General features: G+C 63.4%; 13 protein-coding genes and 1 tRNA gene. 3 read left to right on the top strand and 11 right to left on the bottom strand.

Going from position 1 to position 16,136, the window contains the following annotated elements; translation table 11 throughout:
- Window positions 1–83: 83 nt before the first annotated feature.
- From ABIC76_RS15705 to ABIC76_RS15690, 4 genes are all read right to left on the bottom strand, one after another.
- The gene (locus ABIC76_RS15705) at window positions 84–569 is read right to left on the bottom strand and encodes a PraA/PraB family alkane oxidation protein activator (RefSeq protein WP_354534527.1); all 486 of its coding nucleotides are present in this window, start codon (window positions 567–569) and stop codon (window positions 84–86) included.
- Between the two features lie 112 nt (window positions 570–681).
- Complete coding sequence (locus ABIC76_RS15700) at window positions 682–1,506, bottom strand: OmpW/AlkL family protein (RefSeq protein WP_102066504.1); 825 nt, start codon at window positions 1,504–1,506, stop codon at window positions 682–684.
- A 74-nt stretch (window positions 1,507–1,580) separates the two neighbouring features.
- Entirely contained in the window at window positions 1,581–2,840 is a 1,260-nt protein-coding gene (locus ABIC76_RS15695; RefSeq protein ID WP_354534526.1) for a DUF2957 domain-containing protein, read from the bottom strand.
- Window positions 2,841–2,930: 90 nt separating this feature from the next.
- Window positions 2,931–4,526 (bottom strand): DUF2957 domain-containing protein, encoded by a 1,596-nt coding sequence (locus ABIC76_RS15690; protein ID WP_343548214.1) that lies wholly within the window; start codon window positions 4,524–4,526, stop codon window positions 2,931–2,933.
- A gap of 50 nt (window positions 4,527–4,576) precedes the next feature.
- On the opposite strand from ABIC76_RS15690, the gene ABIC76_RS15685 reads away from it, so the two are divergent.
- Window positions 4,577–4,870: a hypothetical protein gene (locus ABIC76_RS15685; RefSeq protein WP_354534525.1), complete on the top strand. Its 294-nt coding sequence runs from the start codon at window positions 4,577–4,579 to the stop codon at window positions 4,868–4,870.
- A gap of 394 nt (window positions 4,871–5,264) precedes the next feature.
- Here ABIC76_RS15685 and ABIC76_RS15680 read toward each other — a convergent pair.
- Window positions 5,265–5,352 (bottom strand) — tRNA-Ile (locus tag ABIC76_RS15680).
- Window positions 5,353–5,458: 106 nt separating this feature from the next.
- The gene (rpoD, locus tag ABIC76_RS15675; protein WP_231479650.1) at window positions 5,459–7,783 is read right to left on the bottom strand and encodes an RNA polymerase sigma factor RpoD; all 2,325 of its coding nucleotides are present in this window, start codon (window positions 7,781–7,783) and stop codon (window positions 5,459–5,461) included.
- Here rpoD and ABIC76_RS15670 point away from each other — a divergent pair.
- A complete protein-coding gene (locus ABIC76_RS15670) occupies window positions 7,776–8,156 on the top strand; it encodes a hypothetical protein (protein ID WP_257878182.1) in 381 nt (126 codons plus the stop codon). The two genes, rpoD and ABIC76_RS15670, sit on opposite strands and share 8 nt — an antisense overlap.
- 108 nt (window positions 8,157–8,264) lie before the next feature.
- On the opposite strand, the gene dnaG is transcribed toward ABIC76_RS15670, so the two are convergent.
- The 3 genes from dnaG to ABIC76_RS15655 all read right to left on the bottom strand — a co-directional run bounded on the left by dnaG (window position 8,265) and on the right by ABIC76_RS15655 (window position 11,921).
- The gene (gene dnaG, locus ABIC76_RS15665; RefSeq protein ID WP_354534524.1) at window positions 8,265–10,076 is read right to left on the bottom strand and encodes a DNA primase; all 1,812 of its coding nucleotides are present in this window, start codon (window positions 10,074–10,076) and stop codon (window positions 8,265–8,267) included.
- 40 nt (window positions 10,077–10,116) lie between these two features.
- Window positions 10,117–10,566: a GatB/YqeY domain-containing protein gene (locus ABIC76_RS15660; protein ID WP_354534725.1), complete on the bottom strand. Its 450-nt coding sequence runs from the start codon at window positions 10,564–10,566 to the stop codon at window positions 10,117–10,119.
- Window positions 10,567–10,697: 131 nt separating this feature from the next.
- Window positions 10,698–11,921 (bottom strand): BaiN/RdsA family NAD(P)/FAD-dependent oxidoreductase, encoded by a 1,224-nt coding sequence (locus ABIC76_RS15655; RefSeq protein ID WP_354534523.1) that lies wholly within the window; start codon window positions 11,919–11,921, stop codon window positions 10,698–10,700.
- A gap of 95 nt (window positions 11,922–12,016) precedes the next feature.
- Here ABIC76_RS15655 and tsaD point away from each other — a divergent pair, with 95 nt between their 5' ends.
- On the top strand, window positions 12,017–13,060 hold the full coding sequence (gene tsaD / locus ABIC76_RS15650) for a tRNA (adenosine(37)-N6)-threonylcarbamoyltransferase complex transferase subunit TsaD (protein WP_354534522.1): 1,044 nt from the start codon (window positions 12,017–12,019) through the stop codon (window positions 13,058–13,060).
- Between the two features lie 46 nt (window positions 13,061–13,106).
- Here tsaD and folE2 read toward each other — a convergent pair whose 3' ends face one another.
- Both folE2 and dxs read right to left on the bottom strand, forming a co-directional pair.
- Window positions 13,107–13,913, bottom strand: a complete 807-nt coding sequence (gene folE2 / locus ABIC76_RS15645) for a GTP cyclohydrolase FolE2 (protein WP_102066512.1) — start codon at window positions 13,911–13,913, stop codon at window positions 13,107–13,109.
- Window positions 13,914–14,171: 258 nt separating this feature from the next.
- Window positions 14,172–16,082: a 1-deoxy-D-xylulose-5-phosphate synthase gene (gene dxs, locus ABIC76_RS15640; protein WP_354534521.1), complete on the bottom strand. Its 1,911-nt coding sequence runs from the start codon at window positions 16,080–16,082 to the stop codon at window positions 14,172–14,174.
- Between the last annotated feature and the right edge of the window lie 54 nt (window positions 16,083–16,136).

The following is a 16,136-nucleotide window of genomic DNA, read 5'->3' as shown; positions in this document are numbered from 1 at the left end:
AAGAAACAAGGCCCGACATGCCGGGCCCATGCTTCAGACCAATCGACGGCGGCTGCGCAACCGCCCGTCAACCGGGTACGTGCTTATTGCACGTGGAACTTCGGCGTCGACACCACCGTGCCGCTCACCGTACAGTCCGGCGTGAGCAGTGCGTTGGTGAACGTGAGCGACGAGTTCGGATCGTTCCAGGCCGTCACGACCTTGCTGGGGCCGCAGCTGCCCAGCAGGAACACGTTGACCGCCGCATTGTTGATCGACAGCTGGGTGGTGCTGTCGGCCTGGCCTGTCCACGGGGTCGCGCCGGAGATGAGGCCGCACGTCCCGCCGCCGGTAAACGATGTGGACGTGATGTTGACGATGCCCGAAGGCGTGATCGTGCCGGTGAAGGTCGCTGTGCAATTGGCGCTGATGGAGCCTTTGGACAGCGTGGTCTGGCCGGTGACCGAGAATGGCTCGCCATTCGGGTTCATCGGTTGACCATCGACACGCGAGACGGTGACGGCAAGTGCGGGTGTGGCTGCTACGGTGGCAAGTGCGAGTGCAAGAGATACGACTTTACGTGTGCTCATTTATTGCCTCACTAGAACTGACGGTAGAAACCGCCTTAAGAATGCGGCGCAAACCGGTTCCCGCTCGATTCACGCCGCGCCGATTAGCCAGGCGCAGACAGCCGACACCCGGCTAAAACTTGTACGACACCCCAACGAATGTGATGATCGGATTGGCCTTGAGCGTGGTCTTCGTCGTGGCCAGCGTGGTGCCGTCCGACGCCTTGATGACGGTCGCCGCTTCGGTCTTGAGCGGCAGGTACGACACCGTTGCCGTCAAGGCCCATTGCTTGTTGATCGCGTAGCTCGCACCGAGGTTGAAGATCGGCGCCCACGAGGACGACGACTTCCCTTCGACATACGTCGGCCCCGGCTTGCCCGCCCCCGCTGCCAGCACGCTGCCCAGCTCGCGATTCACCGCCGCCGCAAAGTACGGATTCAGCTCGATGTTGGTGAAGAAGCTGTAGACCACACCCACGCCCACGAACGGACGGAACGTCGACTGCGCGTGCCCGAAGTACCACTGCAGGATGACCCCAGGGCTCCATTGGCGCGCCTTGCGCACGGCCGGCTGGTTGGACGGGTCGTCCAGGTCGACGTGGCCGAGCGCCCCTGCGGGCCCGGGCGCGCGGATCACGCCATGCCCGGTCAGTTTGAATTCGGGCGGCACGCCGGCAATCGTGGTCAGCGCAATGTTGTCGGTAAAGAAGTGCGTCAGCGTCAGGCCCAGCGTGTTGGCGTTGCCCACACGCAGCCCGCTGTTGGGCGACGTGAAACTGCCGGGCAAGCGCAGCGGATCATTGATCGGCGCGTTGATCACGCTCGTGGTCAGGTTGTTGCTCGAGTCCTGCGGCATGATGTGGAACCAGCCCACCGTCGCCACGTTGTCACCGGCCTGCTGCGCCATGGCACCTGCGGATGCGCAGGCCGCCATCAATGCGACAGTCAGTTTCTTCATGATGCTTCCTCCTGTTGTTCTGAGCGGAGCGCGGTGGTCTGTGCCGCGCCCCGTGGCGTGTTATTCCGGAAACGTCACTGCACGAAGGCGCCCACGGTGAAGTACGGGTTCTTCGTATCGCTCATGTCCAGGAAGCCGAAGGTCTTGCCGGTAAAGATCAGCTTGCCCGTCGGGGCCGAGCCGGCCGGTGCGCTGGTCTGCGTGGTGCGGATCACGCCCGGGACGCTCTGCGTGAAGTCCAGGTTCAGCGGTCGCGCCAGCGCAGCCTGCGATGCGTTGAACGGATCGAGCATCGTGGCCTGCGCGCCCACCAGCGCCGTGGCACGGTAGTTGAACGTGCTGTCCACACCTGTGTATTCGCCGTCCTGCGAGCCCAGCGCGATGTTGCCGACTGGCGCCATGATCGAAATGCCGGACTCGTCATCTGCCACCGGCGGGCCGGCCGTCAGATCGGAATTGGCCGCACCGACGCGAATGAAGATCGGCACGAGTTGGCCATACAGCTTGCCCACGATCATCACGCCCTTGCCCGCCTTGGCCGGGTCGAGCGACGACACCGTTGCCGGCACCTGCGGCTGATAGTTCAGCGTGGTGAAGGCCGGGGCGTCGCCACGCAGCGTCAGCTTCTGGTTGACCGTCGCGCTAGACGTCAGGCACGCCCCGCCGTTCTTCACGCCGAGGTTGTCGCACTCGGTGTAGGTGCCATCCACGTTGATGGTGAAACGCGCATCGACCGCCTGCTGCGAGAAGCTCTGCGACGGCACCTGGTGGTAGCCGAGCTGGTTGTAGTTGCCCGCAATCTTGGTCAGATCGGTCTCGGTGTTCGAGAAGCTGATGAACGGGTAATACGGGAACGTGGTTTGCGCAATCTTGCCCACGCCAACGATGCCGTCGAACTGGATCGTCGCGCCCGGAATCGTGCCGCCCAGCACGCCCTGCCCCAGGAAGAACCGCGCCGGACGGCTCGGATCGAGGCTCGCATTATTCAGGCGGAACGCGCACTGGTTCAGTTTCTCGGTCGGCAGCGCCGTCTCTTGCGTGAGCGTGCCGGTCTGCACGTTGTTGGGCGCCGTATCGCGGGTGGGCGCCACGGTGCCCGTCTTGACCGGAATCGGCGAGGCCAGATACGTGATCTGGTACGTCATCTTCGTCGTGTCGAGCTGCACCTTCACGAGTTCGCCCGAACCCGATCCGCCAGTGAAGACGGTGTTGTAGTCGATGGCCTGCGGACACAGGCGCTGGATCACCGGAGCGGGCGAATCATCACCGCCGCCTCCGCACGCTGTCACCATCGGTGCGCAAGCGAGCACGACCAACCATTTACGCCATTGCATTTGCGTTTCCTCCGTGTTGTTGTTCCGTCGCGGCGGCGCAGCGTGCACAGGTCACGCACGCCGCCGCATGTGGTTTCGTTGCTGCGCGCCTCACTGGACGAATGCGCCGACCGTGAAGAACGGGTTGTACTTGTTGTTGTTCATGAGCATTGCGTACACGTTGCCCACCTTGACGGCCACCCCGGTGTCGCCGGCCTTGAACAGCGCAACGTTGCCGCTGGCGCCCTGCGCGTTGAAGTCGTTCTGCGCGGTCACGATCAACTTGCCCGGCGAGCTTTGCGTGTAGTCGAGCCCGAACTGCGCCGTCACACGTGACGTGAGCGGGTTGATGAAGGCGGCGGTGCCGTTCTGGAACAGCGTGGAGGTGTAGTTGGCGGCCAGCGTCGATACAGCCGTGCCGTCGCTGCAGTTGCCGGCGTTGGCGTGGAAGAAGCCACCGCTATAGGAGCCTGACAGTTCCGGGTGATCGATCGTCGCGTTCAAGCCATTGCCGCTGGCAGGCGCACCGCTCGGGCCGTTGTTGGTGACTACGCCACATGCCGAGCCACTGGTCGCCCCGACATAGCCACCCTTGAGTGCGTTGGCCGGGATTGCGGTTGCGGGCGAGAGGATCGAGATGCCGATCTGGTCATCCGCCACCGAAGCCAGAAGGTTCGCCGGATCGCTATGCGAGTAGCCGACGCGGATCACCACCGGCACCACCTGCCCGTTGAGCTTGCCGGCAATCAGAATGCCCTTGGCCTGACTTGGTGCCAGCAGCACCAGCGGCGAGACCTGGCCCACATACGGATACGGCACGCTGCTGCTGGTCGGGTTGCTGACAAACACGTTGTCCTGCGAGCCGTCTGTGTTCTGACGCAGCGTCCACGGGGTACCCGTCGTGTGGCAGGAATAGTCGATCCCTTCCGCCGTACACGTGCCATCGGCATTCAACGTTTGCGTCCAGTTGACGGCATCAGGTTGCCAGCCTTGCGGCGCCGAGGTCTGGCTGCCCGAACCCGTTGGCGTGACATGCACACCGACCTGGTTGTAGCGCCCCGCTACCTGCGAGAAATCTGTCACCGTCTCGGAGAAGCCCAGGAACGGATAGAAATCGAACGTGCGCGACGGCACCGCGCCAATCACGACGCCGGGAATCGGCTGAATGCCGTCAAACTGGATGGTCGCCCCCGGAATGCCGCCCCCCACAATGCCCTGCCCGACGAACAGCATCGGCGGGTCTTGCGGATTGACAGTGATCGCGTAGCTGTTGTCGGCCGTCTTGCCCGACTGCAGCACGAAAGCGCAGCGGTTCTGCTCAGGCGTTGGCAAGTTGGTCGGATGGACGAACGTGCCGTTGATGGTCAACCCCTTGCGCGTCGTATTGACCTGGCCCGCCGAGGTCGGCACCGACGATTCCAGAAACTGCATCTGGTACGTGTTCTTGCTCGTGTCGAACTTGACCTTGATGTACTCGCCGCTGCCCGAGCCGCCCGTGTACGTCGTCGTGTAGTCGAGCGCTGCTGGGCACAGACTGGTCGGCGTGCTCGGTGTGGTGACCGCTCCGCTCGGCGGACACGAACTGCCCGAGCACTGCGCAACATCCGACGAGCCGGGATCATCCGCCCCGCCGCACCCGCCAATAAACGGCATGGCCACTATGCAACTGGTTGCCATGACAACAAAAAGATGACGTCGACTACCCATGGTTGTCTCCTCACGTTTTGGAACTTGTTGTGTTTTGGGCCGGCGAATGTGTGCAACAGCCGGTCAATACCCCGTCTGCCGGCAAACGACAGCCGGCAGCGCACGATCTGCCCCGTCGGCAGATCGACTTGCATACGTCAAAAACGACGGGCGTGCTTTGGTCGCGTTACCGGCGGTCGGCCGGTATCACGCAGATCGGCGCGGTGCCGATCCCAAGAACAATCGAGGTAATGCTGCTAGCGTGGACGCACCTCGCCACCGCTGCTGCAGTGATGACGATGGCGATGACGCGCGTGGGCACGCGCAAAAGCGGAATGCTGGAAGGGCCCGTTTTGAATGCGTAACATCCTGTGTCTCCGAAGGGTACGCTACTGGCTATTTACTTATCGTTATGGCCGAAACTATGGTCCGGTCAGAGTATGAAGTAAATAGAGATTTCATTCAAAACAACGCCCGCAATCTCCCGCGCAAGCAGGCACGGCGCGGTTTGGCGACTTTTCAAACGAGGGAATGAAACCGTTTCGTTTGAAGCGTTTTAAACCCCTCCCCTCCGATCGGGGGGAATGTTGGTGCAATGCGGGTTATTCAATTATGTCGAAATGAATATATTTCGCCGAAAGAAAAGCCGGTAGCAAAATACGGTCCCGCAACAATAAGGCACGCAAGACAAGACAAAGCCGCCACATAACATGGCGTGCAAACGCGGATGAAGGGGGACGAGAAAGTGGGAGGGAAGGATGGTGGGCCGGGTGGGATTCGAACCCACGGTGTCCTTTCGGAGGCGGATTATGAGTCCGCTGCCTGCAACCAGCACGGCGTCCGGCCCTGTCCAACAGGAAAAAAAGAGACCCGGCGCTTAGGCCGGGCCTGGTGCGGGATTTTACCCGAAAGTGGGCGCAAGCCCACTCGGAAAATCGCCTGCTTCGCTAGAATCAGCTGCCCTCGAGGAAGCTCTTCAGCTTGTCGGAGCGGCTCGGATGGCGCAGCTTGCGCAGTGCCTTCGCCTCGATCTGACGGATACGCTCGCGGGTCACGTCGAACTGCTTACCGACTTCTTCCAGCGTGTGGTCGGTGCTCATTTCGATACCAAAACGCATGCGCAGCACCTTGGCTTCGCGCGGCGTCAGCGAATCGAGCACATCCTTCACCACACCGCGCATGGAGCCATGCAGCGCTGCTTCGGCCGGGGCCAGCGTGTTCGTATCCTCGATGAAATCGCCCAGATGGGAATCGTCGTCGTCACCGATCGGCGTTTCCATGGAGATCGGCTCCTTCGCGATCTTCATGATCTTGCGGATCTTGTCTTCCGGCATCTCCATCTTCTCGGCCAGCGTTGCCGGATCCGGTTCGTTGCCGGTTTCCTGCAGGATCTGACGCGAGATGCGGTTCATCTTGTTGATCGTCTCGATCATGTGCACCGGAATACGGATGGTGCGCGCCTGGTCGGCGATCGAACGCGTAATGGCCTGACGGATCCACCACGTGGCGTACGTCGAGAACTTGTAGCCACGGCGGTATTCGAACTTGTCCACCGCCTTCATCAGGCCGATGTTGCCTTCCTGGATCAGGTCGAGGAACTGCAGACCGCGGTTCGTGTACTTCTTGGCGATCGAGATCACCAGACGCAGGTTGGCCTCGGTCATCTCACGCTTGGCCTCACGGGCACGGCGCTCGCCTTCCGACATCTTGCGATTGACGTCCTTCAGCTCGGTCAGCGGCAGCACCACGCGCGCCTGCAGGTCGATCAGCTTTTGCTGCAGTTCGTGCACGGCCGGCACGTTACGCTCGACGATGGTGCTGTACGGCTTGCCGTCAGCCACCACGGTTTCAATCCACTTCAGGTTCGTCTCGTTGCCCGGGAAGCGCGCAACGAAATCGCCGCGCGGCATGCCGCACTTGTCGACCACGATGTTCAGGATGGCACGCTCAAGCTTGCGCACTTCGTCCACCTGGCCGCGCAGCGTGTCGCACAGACGCTCGACGTTGCGTGCCGTAAAGCGGATCGTCATCAGTTCGGCCTGGATGGCTTCCTGTGCCTTCACGTAAGGCTTGGACTTGTAGCCCTCCTTCTCGAACGCACGGCGCATCTTGTCGAACTGCTCGCCGATCACGCCAAACTTGACCAGTGCAGCCTGCTTGAGTTCTTCGAGTTGACGGGCCGAAGCTGCGGCAGCGCCGGCACCTTCATCGTCCTCGTCTTCCTCTTCGTCACCTTCTTCTTCGGCGTCTTCTTCCTCGAACTCCTCTTCTTCCTCGGCGGCGGCAGCGGCCTCGGCTTCAGCGTTCGGGTCGATCAGGCCGTCGATGAATTCGTCGATCTTGGACTCATCGTTGGCCACGCGCTCGCCCATGGCGAGGATTTCTGAAATGGTGACCGGGCAGGCCGAGATGGCCATGACCATGTCTTTCAGGCCGGCTTCGATGCGCTTGGCGATTTCGATTTCGCCTTCGCGCGTGAGCAGCTCGACCGTGCCCATTTCGCGCATGTACATGCGGACCGGGTCGGTCGTGCGGCCGAATTCGGAGTCAACCGTCGACAGCGCGGCTTCGGCTTCTTCTTCAGCCTCTTCTTCCGTGGTCACGGAAGGCGCGTTGTCGTTCAGGAGCAGCGTTTCGGCGTCCGGAGCCTGCTCGTACACGGCAACGCCGATGTCGTTGAGCGTGGCAACCAACGTTTCCATCGACTCCACGTCGACCATGTCGTCGGGGAGGTGGTCGTTGATTTCAGCGTAGGTCAGGTAGCCGCGCGATTTGCCCAGCTTGATCAGCGCCTTGAGCTTCTGGCGGCGGGCCTCAAGCTCTTCTTCCGAACCGCCTTGCTGCGAAGCAGCGAATTCCTTGAGCAGGGCTTTTTCCTTGGCCTTGCGGTCACGGGCCTTCAGCTTTTCGGTTTTCGGTGCCGGAGCGGCGGGGGTGTCAAATTCTTCAGTCACGTCCGTGCTGCTGTCATCGTCTGCCTGCGTCTCTGCCTTGGGCTTGCGGCCGCGCTTCTTGGGCTCGGCTGCGACCTCGGCGCGGGGCGCGGGAGGAGTTGTGGGGGTGGCCCCTGCCTGGGCGGTGCGCTTGGTGTCTTCCGCGGTTGCCTTGGCTGGCTTGGCTGCGGTGCTGGTACGAGCGGTACCCGTCTTGGTTGCGCTTGCGCTGGCAGTGGTCTGCTTGCTCTCGACTTCGGTAACTTTCGATTTCGCCACGGTGGTTGTCTTGCCCTTGAGTGCGACGGAAGCGGCTGTGCCGCCAGGTCTGGCGCTCGTGCTCATCGACGTCGAGACCTTGCCTGAGGTTGAAGATTGGATCGCGCCCTTTGTGCGCGCTGTCGGTTTGACAGTCTTGGCGGCGACGGTGATATCGGCGGTCTGGCGCGGCTGGGTTTTCCCCGTCTTTGCCGGCGCAGTGGCCTTCACTCCTGTCGATCCCGCCTGCCCTACATGGGTCCGACCATTCGCGACTTTCGCCGTTCCCGCTGGTGGCTTTCCTCCTCCCGAGCCGCGCGCCGATGAGGATCGCTTGGCAGAATCAGAAGCAGGACTGGCCTTGGAACCGGCCTTCGCGGAGGTCTTCACCTTCACCATGGGCACGCTCACTCCCCCAAAAATGGGAAAAAGGACTTGCAATCCAAACCGGCTATTCTAGCACGCCAGACCCAGCCGGTCTAAACGAAAATCGGGTTTTCGCCTGAAAAATCAAGGGGCTACCCGCAATTGCCCGCCCCGCTTGGAGCTTGGCTCTGCGGCTCATGCGCTACACGAGCTGCCGACGGCGGCTGATTTCGCCTACCAGCCAGCGCATGCGCTCCTTGTCGTCGTCGCCGGCATGACCGGCTTCCATCTTGCGCTGCAACATCTCCAGCTCGCGCTTCAGCGGCTCGGCGAGCATCTTTTGTACGGCGGTGTCGAATTCGGACATGGCCGGCTCCAATTCGATGTCGTCCTGGAGCACAGCCGTACGCAATCCGGCGAAGGCTTCGGCGTAGGGCGTCTGGTCCAAGCGCTCAACAAAGGCGCCGAAGTGCACTTCCGGCCCCGCAGCATCGCATTCGGCCAGCAGCGCGGCCAATACCTCACCTTGGGGCAATTGCGGCGCTGTCAACTGGGCACGGGCATCGGCGTCGAGCCGAGCGGCCAGCGCTGGATAGCGCATCAGGAGGCGCAGCACCTTCTGTTCAAGCGCCGTAGGTGCCGTGCGCGCCACGCGGGGCCGCTTCTGCGTCATGCGGCCCGCTTGGGCTGGGTCGCTGCGCAAACCGCACAGCGCTTCGATATCGGCGGGTGTGGTGCCGGTCATTTCGGCCAGACCGCGCACGATCTGCAGACGCAGGCCCCCGGCCGGCATGGCATTCAGCAGCGGCTTGGCCTCATATTGGGCGCGCGCCCGGCCCTCCGGTTGGCGCAGGTCGAGGTCTTCAGTCACAGCCTGCAGCAGGAAGCGCGACAGCGGCATCGCGTTGTGCACTTCACGGGCGAAGGCCTCGGTGCCCTCTTCGCGCACAAAACTGTCGGGATCGTGCTCGGAGGGCAGGAAGAGGAACTTGATCGTCTTGTTGTCGGTAGCGTGCGGCAGGCAGGCCTCGAGCGCTCGACGGGCGGCACGGCGCCCGGCGCTATCGCCGTCAAACGAAAAGATGACGGTGTCGACCTGCCGCAGCAGCTTCTGCACGTGGACGGGCGTACAGGCCGTGCCCAGCGTGGCCACCGCATTGGCAAACCCCAGCTGCGCCAGCGCGACGACGTCCATATAGCCTTCGACGACGAGCACGTAGTCGAACTCGCGGATGGCGTTGCGCGCCTCGAACAGGCCGTACAGTTCGGTGCCCTTGCTGAACAGCGGCGTTTCGGGGGAGTTGAGATATTTCGGCTCGCCCTGCCCCAGCACGCGGCCGCCAAAACCGATCACCACGCCCTTGGTATTGCGGATCGGGAACATGATGCGATCGCGAAAGCGGTCGTAGCGGCGGTGCGAGCCATCGGCGCCCGTCTTCTCGCTTTCGATGACAAGGCCGGCCTCGATGAGCGGGGCGGCAGTGGCGTCTTCGCGATACGGACCGAACACGGCTTCGAGCGATTGCCAGTCGTCCGGCGCGTAGCCGAGACCGAAGTGCGCGGCAATCTCGCCGGTCAGGCCGCGGCCCTTGAGGTATTGGATGGCGTTGGGGGCGCTGCGCAGCTGCTTGCGGTAGTGATCGCAGGCGCGGGCCATGACGTCGCCGAGCGCGACGGTCTTGGCTTGCTGTTCGGCACGCGCAGCGGGCGGCAAGCCACCGCGCTCCTCGGGCACCACCATGCCGACGGACTGTGCGAGGTCCTTGATGGCCTCGACGTAGGATTGCCCGGAAAACTCCATCAGGAAGCCGATCGCCGAGCCATGCGCGCCGCACCCGAAGCAGTGATAGAACTGCTTCGTGGGCGATACCGAGAACGACGGCGACTTCTCGTTATGGAACGGGCACAGCCCCATGAAGTTGGCGCCGCCCTTCTTCAACTGCACATAACGGCCCACCACGTCGACGATATCGACGCGGTTGAGCAGGTCGTCAATGAACGGCTGCGGGATCACGCGGGGTGTGCCCCTTCGATGCGGCGAGTGTAGAGCGGATTCAGGCGCCGGTCAGGGCGGCCTTCACGCGTGCCGAGACTTGCGTCATGTCGGCACGGCCGGCCAGGGCCGGCTTGAGGACGCCCATCACCTTGCCCATGTCCTGCGGGCCCGAGGCACCGACCTTGGCCACGGCGTCACGCACCGCGGCGTCGACTTCGGCTTCCGACAGCTGCGCGGGCATATAGAGCTGCAGCACCGCCACTTCTGCCGCTTCCTTGGCAACAAGGTCGTCACGTCCGGCTTGCTCGAACGCGGTGATCGAATCCTTGCGCTGCTTGAGCATCTTGTCGATCACGGCCAGCACGGCAGCGTCATCCAGCTCGATGCGCTCGTCCACCTCACGCTGCTTGATGGCGGCCTGCAACAGGCGGATCGTGCCGAGACGATCCATTTCCTTGGCGCGCATGGCCGCCTTCATGTCTTCCGTGATCTGGGCCTTGAGGGACAACTGCGACATTCCGAACTCCGATAAACGGCAAAACCCGCTTGGACGGTGGTCCAGCGGGTTGCAAACTTGGAAAAATGGATCACTGATCGTAGCACAGAACCCGAACAGTTCCAGGACCGATCCGTGGGGGGTCAGCGAGCGGAAGCGGCCTCTCCCGCCGCGACGGCCGAAGCCCACGCCCACTGGAAGTTGTAGCCGCCAAGCCAGCCCGTCACGTCGACCACCTCGCCGATGAAGTACAGGCCGGGCGCCGATTGGGCCTCCATCGTGGCGGAGGACAGCGCGCGCGTATCGACCCCACCGCGCGTCACTTCGGCTTTCCGGTACCCTTCGCTGCCCGACGGCGTCAGCTCCCATCGGTTCAGCGCCGCGCCAAGGTTGCGAAGCACCTTGTCGGGCAACTCGGCAATCGGGGCCTGCGGGTTGGCACCGTGCGTGGCGCACCACGCCTGCGCGACGCGTTCCGGCAAGCGCTGTGCCAGCACCGTACCCAGCTGCTTGCGTGAGCCGGATTTCTCGTCGCACAGCCACTGCCCGGCGTCGGTGTCCGGCAGCAGATCGATGAGAAGCGGCTGGCCGGCATTCCAGAAGCTCGAGATCTGCAGCACCGCCGGACCCGACAGCCCGCGATGGGTCAGCAGCAAGTCTTCGCGGAACGTCGTCGCGCTCCCCTTGCGACCACCCTTGCCCTGCGGCTGCGCAACGGTCACGTCCACTTCCATCGACACGCCCGACAACGCCGAAAACGGCGCCCAATGCTCGGCATTGAAGGTGAGCGGCACCAGTGCCGGGTGCGTCTCGACGATCTTCAAGCCGAACTGCCGCGCAATGCGATACCCGAAATCCGTCGCACCGATCTTGGGGATGGACAGCCCGCCCGTGGCGATCACCACCTTGCTGGCGACGATCTCGCCCGCACTGGTCGATAGTCGATAGGCCTCGCCATCCTTGCCGACTTCAGCGATCGAGCAGCCGGTGCGCCAGATCACATTGCCGCGCTCGCATTCCGTTTCCAGCATGCGGATGATGTCTTCCGCGCTGTCGTCGCAGAAAAGCTGGCCCTTGTGTTTCTCGTGATACGGGATGCGGTAGCTGGAGACAAGGCCGATGAAGTCCTGCGCCGTGTACCGCGCCAGCGCCGAACGGCTGAAATGCGGGTTGTTCGACAGGTAATTGGCAGGGCCCGCGTTGACGTTGGTGAAGTTGCAGCGGCCGCCGCCGGAGATGCGAATCTTCTCGGCCAGCTTCGTCGCGTGGTCGATCAGCACTACGCGTGCGCCGCGCTGCCCGGCCACGGCCGCGCACATCATCCCGGCCGCGCCTGCGCCGATCACCGCTACATCGCATCGCATCATGATCGCTGCGCCGCCCTATTCTTGAAGAAACCGCGCATTTTAACTTGTGCTATCTTCGGCGGCCTTCCCATTGCATTCCTCACACCCCGCTTGCCATGCTGGTCCTCGGCATCGAATCCTCCTGTGACGAAACCGGCGTCGCCCTGTACGACACCCATGCCGGCCTGCGCGCGCATGCGCTGTATTCGCAGATCGCCATGCACCGCGAGTACGGCGGTGTGGTGCCCGAGCTGGCCTCGCGCGATCACATCCGGCGCGTGATTCCGCTGCTGGAAGAGGTGCTGGGCAAAGCGGGCGCGACGCGCGCGAACATCGACGCGATCGCTTACACGAAAGGCCCGGGGCTGGCCGGCGCGTTGCTCGTCGGCGCTTCGGTGGCCAATGCGTTGGCGTTTGCGCTCGGCAAACCGCTCGTAGGCGTGCATCACCTGGAGGGGCACCTGCTCTCGCCGCTGCTGGAGGCGGACCGGCCGGAGTTTCCGTTTCTGGCGCTGCTCGTCTCGGGCGGGCATACGCAGTTGATGCGCGTCGATGCCGTCGGGCAATACACGCTGCTCGGCGAGACACTGGACGATGCCGCCGGCGAAGCTTTCGACAAGACCGCCAAGCTGCTCGGCCTCGGCTACCCGGGCGGCCCTGCCGTTTCGCGGCTGGCCGAGTTTGGCAACCCGGGCGTGTTCGACCTGCCCCGACCGATGCTGCATTCGGGCAATTTCGATTTTTCGTTCGCCGGGCTGAAGACGGCGGTGCTCACCCAGGTGCGCAAGCTCAACCTGACCGACAGCGAGACCTGCCACCAGCCGCGCGCGGATCTTGCCCGGGCGTTTGTCGACGCCATCGTCGAAGTGCTCGTCAAGAAGACGCTGCGCGCCGCACGCGAGCATGGCCTCAAGCGCATCGTCGTGGCCGGCGGCGTGGGCGCCAATCGCCAATTGCGCGAGGGCTTGAACGCCGAGGGCAAAAAGCGCGGCCTGCGCGTTTATTACCCCGACCTGCAGTTCTGCACCGACAACGGCGCGATGATCGCCTTTGCCGGCGCGATGCGGCTGCAGGCTGATCCCACCCAGGTGCAGGACGGCTACGGCTACGGCGTCACGCCGCGCTGGGACCTCGAAGACATCCGCATCCACCAGGCATGAAAAAAGCCGCTCGGTTGAGCGGCTTTTTCTTGGGGCGGCGCGTCGATTACTTGTCGGTGCGCTTGTCGCGCTCGATCAGCGCATAGGCGCTGTGGTTGTGAATCGACTCGAAGTTTTCCGCTTCCAGCGTGTAGGCGACGATGCGGTCGTCCTGGTTCAGGCGCATGGCGATATCGCGCACCAGGTCTTCCACGAACTTCGGGTTTTCGTACGCGCGCTCGGTCACGAACTTCTCGTCCGGACGCTTGAGCAGGCCCCACAGTTCGCACGACGCCTCTTCTTCGGCCATGCGGATCAGCGCTTCGACCGGCGTATCGGCGGCCAGCTCGGCGTCGATCGTGATGTGCGAGCGCTGGTTGTGCGCGCCGTACTGCGAGATCTTCTTCGAGCACGGGCAGAGGCTCGTCACCGGCACCAGCGCCTTGACGCGGACCTTGGTGTGGCCGTCGCGCACTTCGCCAATCATCGTCACTTCATAGTCCATCAGCGACTGCACGCCCGACACCGGGGCCGTCTTGCTGACGAAATACGGGAAGTGGACTTCGATACGGCCGGCGTCGGCTTCGAGCTTCTCCAGCATCTTTTCCAGCAGCAGCTGGAACTGCGCCAGATTCAGCGGCTCGCGCTCTTCTTCAAGCAGCGCGACGAAGCGCGACATGTGCGTGCCCTTCTGGTCGGCCGGCAGATGCACGTCGAGGTTGTAGGTGCCGACGGTGTTCTGCACGCCCGAAGGCGTCTGCAGCGACATCGGGTAACGCACGCCACGCACGCCAACACGCTGAATGGGAATCTGGCGGGTATCGTGGCTGGACTGCACGTCCGGCATCGCGAAAGCCGGGTTCATATCGTTCATGATCGGTTTCCTTTACGGTCGTCCGGCCATCGCAGTCGGCCGGCACGCAACGAGTGTGAAACCGCGGAACCTGGCTGATGCTGACCACCCCTCAAGTGATCGAATCGGCCCATCCCGCGACTGCGCACACAAATTCAGAAATAGGACTGGCGGAGTGTAAAAGAAATTTCCTACCTTTGCAGTCAACTACTCAAACCCGCAGCCGCAATACGGGTGATTGATTCTGCCTATGGGGTAGCGCCAGAAGTGCTTCATGCTTCAGGCGACGCGCGGGGTTGCAGCGCGCGGCTGTACGGCAAAACGCTCGCGGATGGAGGCCAGGATGCCGTTGGCGTCCAGACCACATTGCGCCAGCAGCGCCGCATGATCGCCGTGATCGATAAAGCGGTCAGGCAAGCCCAGCTGCAGCACCGGCGTGGCGACACCGGCGGCGGCCAGCGCTTCCAGGCAGGCGCTACCTGCCCCGCCCATCACGCAGCCTTCTTCCACCGTGACCACATAATCGTGCGTGCGAGCCATTTCCAGCACACAGGCCACGTCGAGCGGCTTGACGAAGCGCATGTTGACGACGGTCGCGTCCAAACGCTCGGCCGCTGCCGACGCCGGGGCCACCATCGAGCCAAATGCCAGAATCGCCACACGTTGGCCGGCCGGCGCTGTGGAAGCGCGGCGCACTTCGGCCTTGCCCAACGGCAGCGGCTCCAGCGTCGGCTGCACCGCCACGCCCGTGCCGGCACCACGGGGATAGCGCACGGCGGTGGGGCAATCCTGCGCGAAGGCCGTGCTCAGGAGTTGGCGGCATTCGTTCTCGTCGGCCGGCGTCATCACCATCATGTTGGGGATGCAGCGCAGGTAGGCGATGTCGTACGCACCTGCGTGCGTGGCACCGTCCGCACCGACCAGGCCTGCGCGGTCCAGCGCGAAGACCACCGGCAGATTCTGCAGCGCCACGTCGTGAATCAGCTGGTCATAGCCGCGCTGCAGGAACGTCGAATAGATGGCGACGACCGGTTTCAGCCCCTCGCATGCCAGGCCGCCGGCAAAGGTGACGGCGTGCTGCTCGGCGATGCCCACGTCGTAATAGCGATCGGGAAAGCGCTGCTCGAACTCCACCATCCCCGAGCCTTCGCGCATGGCGGGCGTGATACCCACTAGGCGCTTGTCGGCGGCCGCCATATCGCACAGCCACTGGCCGAACACCTGCGTATACGTAACCTTGGCGGGGCGCCCCGAAGGCTTGATGCCCTCCTGCGGATTGAACTTGCCCGGGCCGTGATAGAGGATCGGATCAGCCTCGGCCAGCTTGTAGCCCTGGCCCTTCTTGGTGACGACGTGGAGGAACTGGGGGCCGCCGCCTTCGCGCGCACGCTGGCGGATGTTCTGCAGCGTCGGCACCAGCGATTCCAGATCGTGCCCATCGATCGGGCCGATGTAGTTGAAGCCGAACTCCTCGAACATCGTGGCCGGCACGAACATGCCCTTGGTGTGTTCCTCGAAGCGCTTGGCGAACTCGAGCACCGGTGGCGCCACCGACAGCAGCTTTTCCACGCCCTTCTTGGTGGCCGCGTAGAACTGGCCGCTCATCAGCCGCGCCAGATAGCGGTTCAGCGCTCCCACCGGCGGCGAGATCGACATGTCGTTGTCGTTCAGCACCACCACCAGCGGCAGGTCTTTATAGACGCCCGCGTTGTTCATCGCCTCGAAAGCCATGCCGGCGCTCATCGCACCGTCGCCGATCACGGCAATGGCGACGCGGTCTTCACCGTTGGTCTTGGCGCCCAGGGCCATGCCCAGCGCGGCCGAAATCGACGTGGACGAGTGCGCAGTGCCGAACGTGTCATACGGGCTTTCGCTGCGGCGCGGGAAACCCGAAATGCCGTCCAGCTGACGCAGCGAGCCCATCTGGTCGCGGCGCCCGGTCAGGATCTTGTGCGGATAGCTCTGGTGGCCGACGTCCCACACGATGCGGTCTTCCGGCGTGTTGAAGACGTAATGCAGTGCAATCGTCAGTTCGACCGTGCCAAGGTTCGACGACAGGTGGCCGCCCGTTTGCGAGACGGAATCGAGCACGAAGGCGCGCAACTCGTTGGCAAGCGGCCCGAGTTGGCGGCGATCCAGTCGGCGCAGGTCGGCCGGATCGTCGATGGTGTTCAGAAGTTCGTACGTCATGTGGGACCGCCGCTCAGGCGTTTTGGCAAAGACTTCTAACGTCGATGCAATGTT

The sequence above is a fragment of the Ralstonia sp. 1138 genome, from assembly GCF_040544795.1.
GTDB lineage: Bacteria > Pseudomonadota > Gammaproteobacteria > Burkholderiales > Burkholderiaceae > Ralstonia > Ralstonia flatus.
This window is presented reverse-complemented; position numbering and strand designations above follow the sequence as displayed.

Excerpts from the sequence above, each read along its gene's own strand:
- ABIC76_RS15695 (WP_354534526.1), bottom strand. The coding sequence starts at position 2,840 with ATGCAATGGCGTAAATGGTTGGTCGTGCTCGCTTGCGCACCGATGGTG.
- ABIC76_RS15705 (WP_354534527.1), bottom strand. The coding sequence starts at position 569 with ATGAGCACACGTAAAGTCGTATCTCTTGCACTCGCACTTGCCACCGTA.
- ABIC76_RS15690 (WP_343548214.1), bottom strand. The coding sequence starts at position 4,526 with ATGGGTAGTCGACGTCATCTTTTTGTTGTCATGGCAACCAGTTGCATA.
- folE2 (WP_102066512.1), bottom strand. The coding sequence starts at position 13,913 with ATGAACGATATGAACCCGGCTTTCGCGATGCCGGACGTGCAGTCCAGC.
- rpoD (WP_231479650.1), bottom strand. The coding sequence starts at position 7,783 with ATGAGCACGAGCGCCAGACCTGGCGGCACAGCCGCTTCCGTCGCACTC.
- ABIC76_RS15655 (WP_354534523.1), bottom strand. The coding sequence starts at position 11,921 with ATGATGCGATGCGATGTAGCGGTGATCGGCGCAGGCGCGGCCGGGATG.
- tsaD (WP_354534522.1), top strand. The coding sequence starts at position 12,017 with ATGCTGGTCCTCGGCATCGAATCCTCCTGTGACGAAACCGGCGTCGCC.
- ABIC76_RS15700 (WP_102066504.1), bottom strand. The coding sequence starts at position 1,506 with ATGAAGAAACTGACTGTCGCATTGATGGCGGCCTGCGCATCCGCAGGT.
- dxs (WP_354534521.1), bottom strand. The coding sequence starts at position 16,082 with ATGACGTACGAACTTCTGAACACCATCGACGATCCGGCCGACCTGCGC.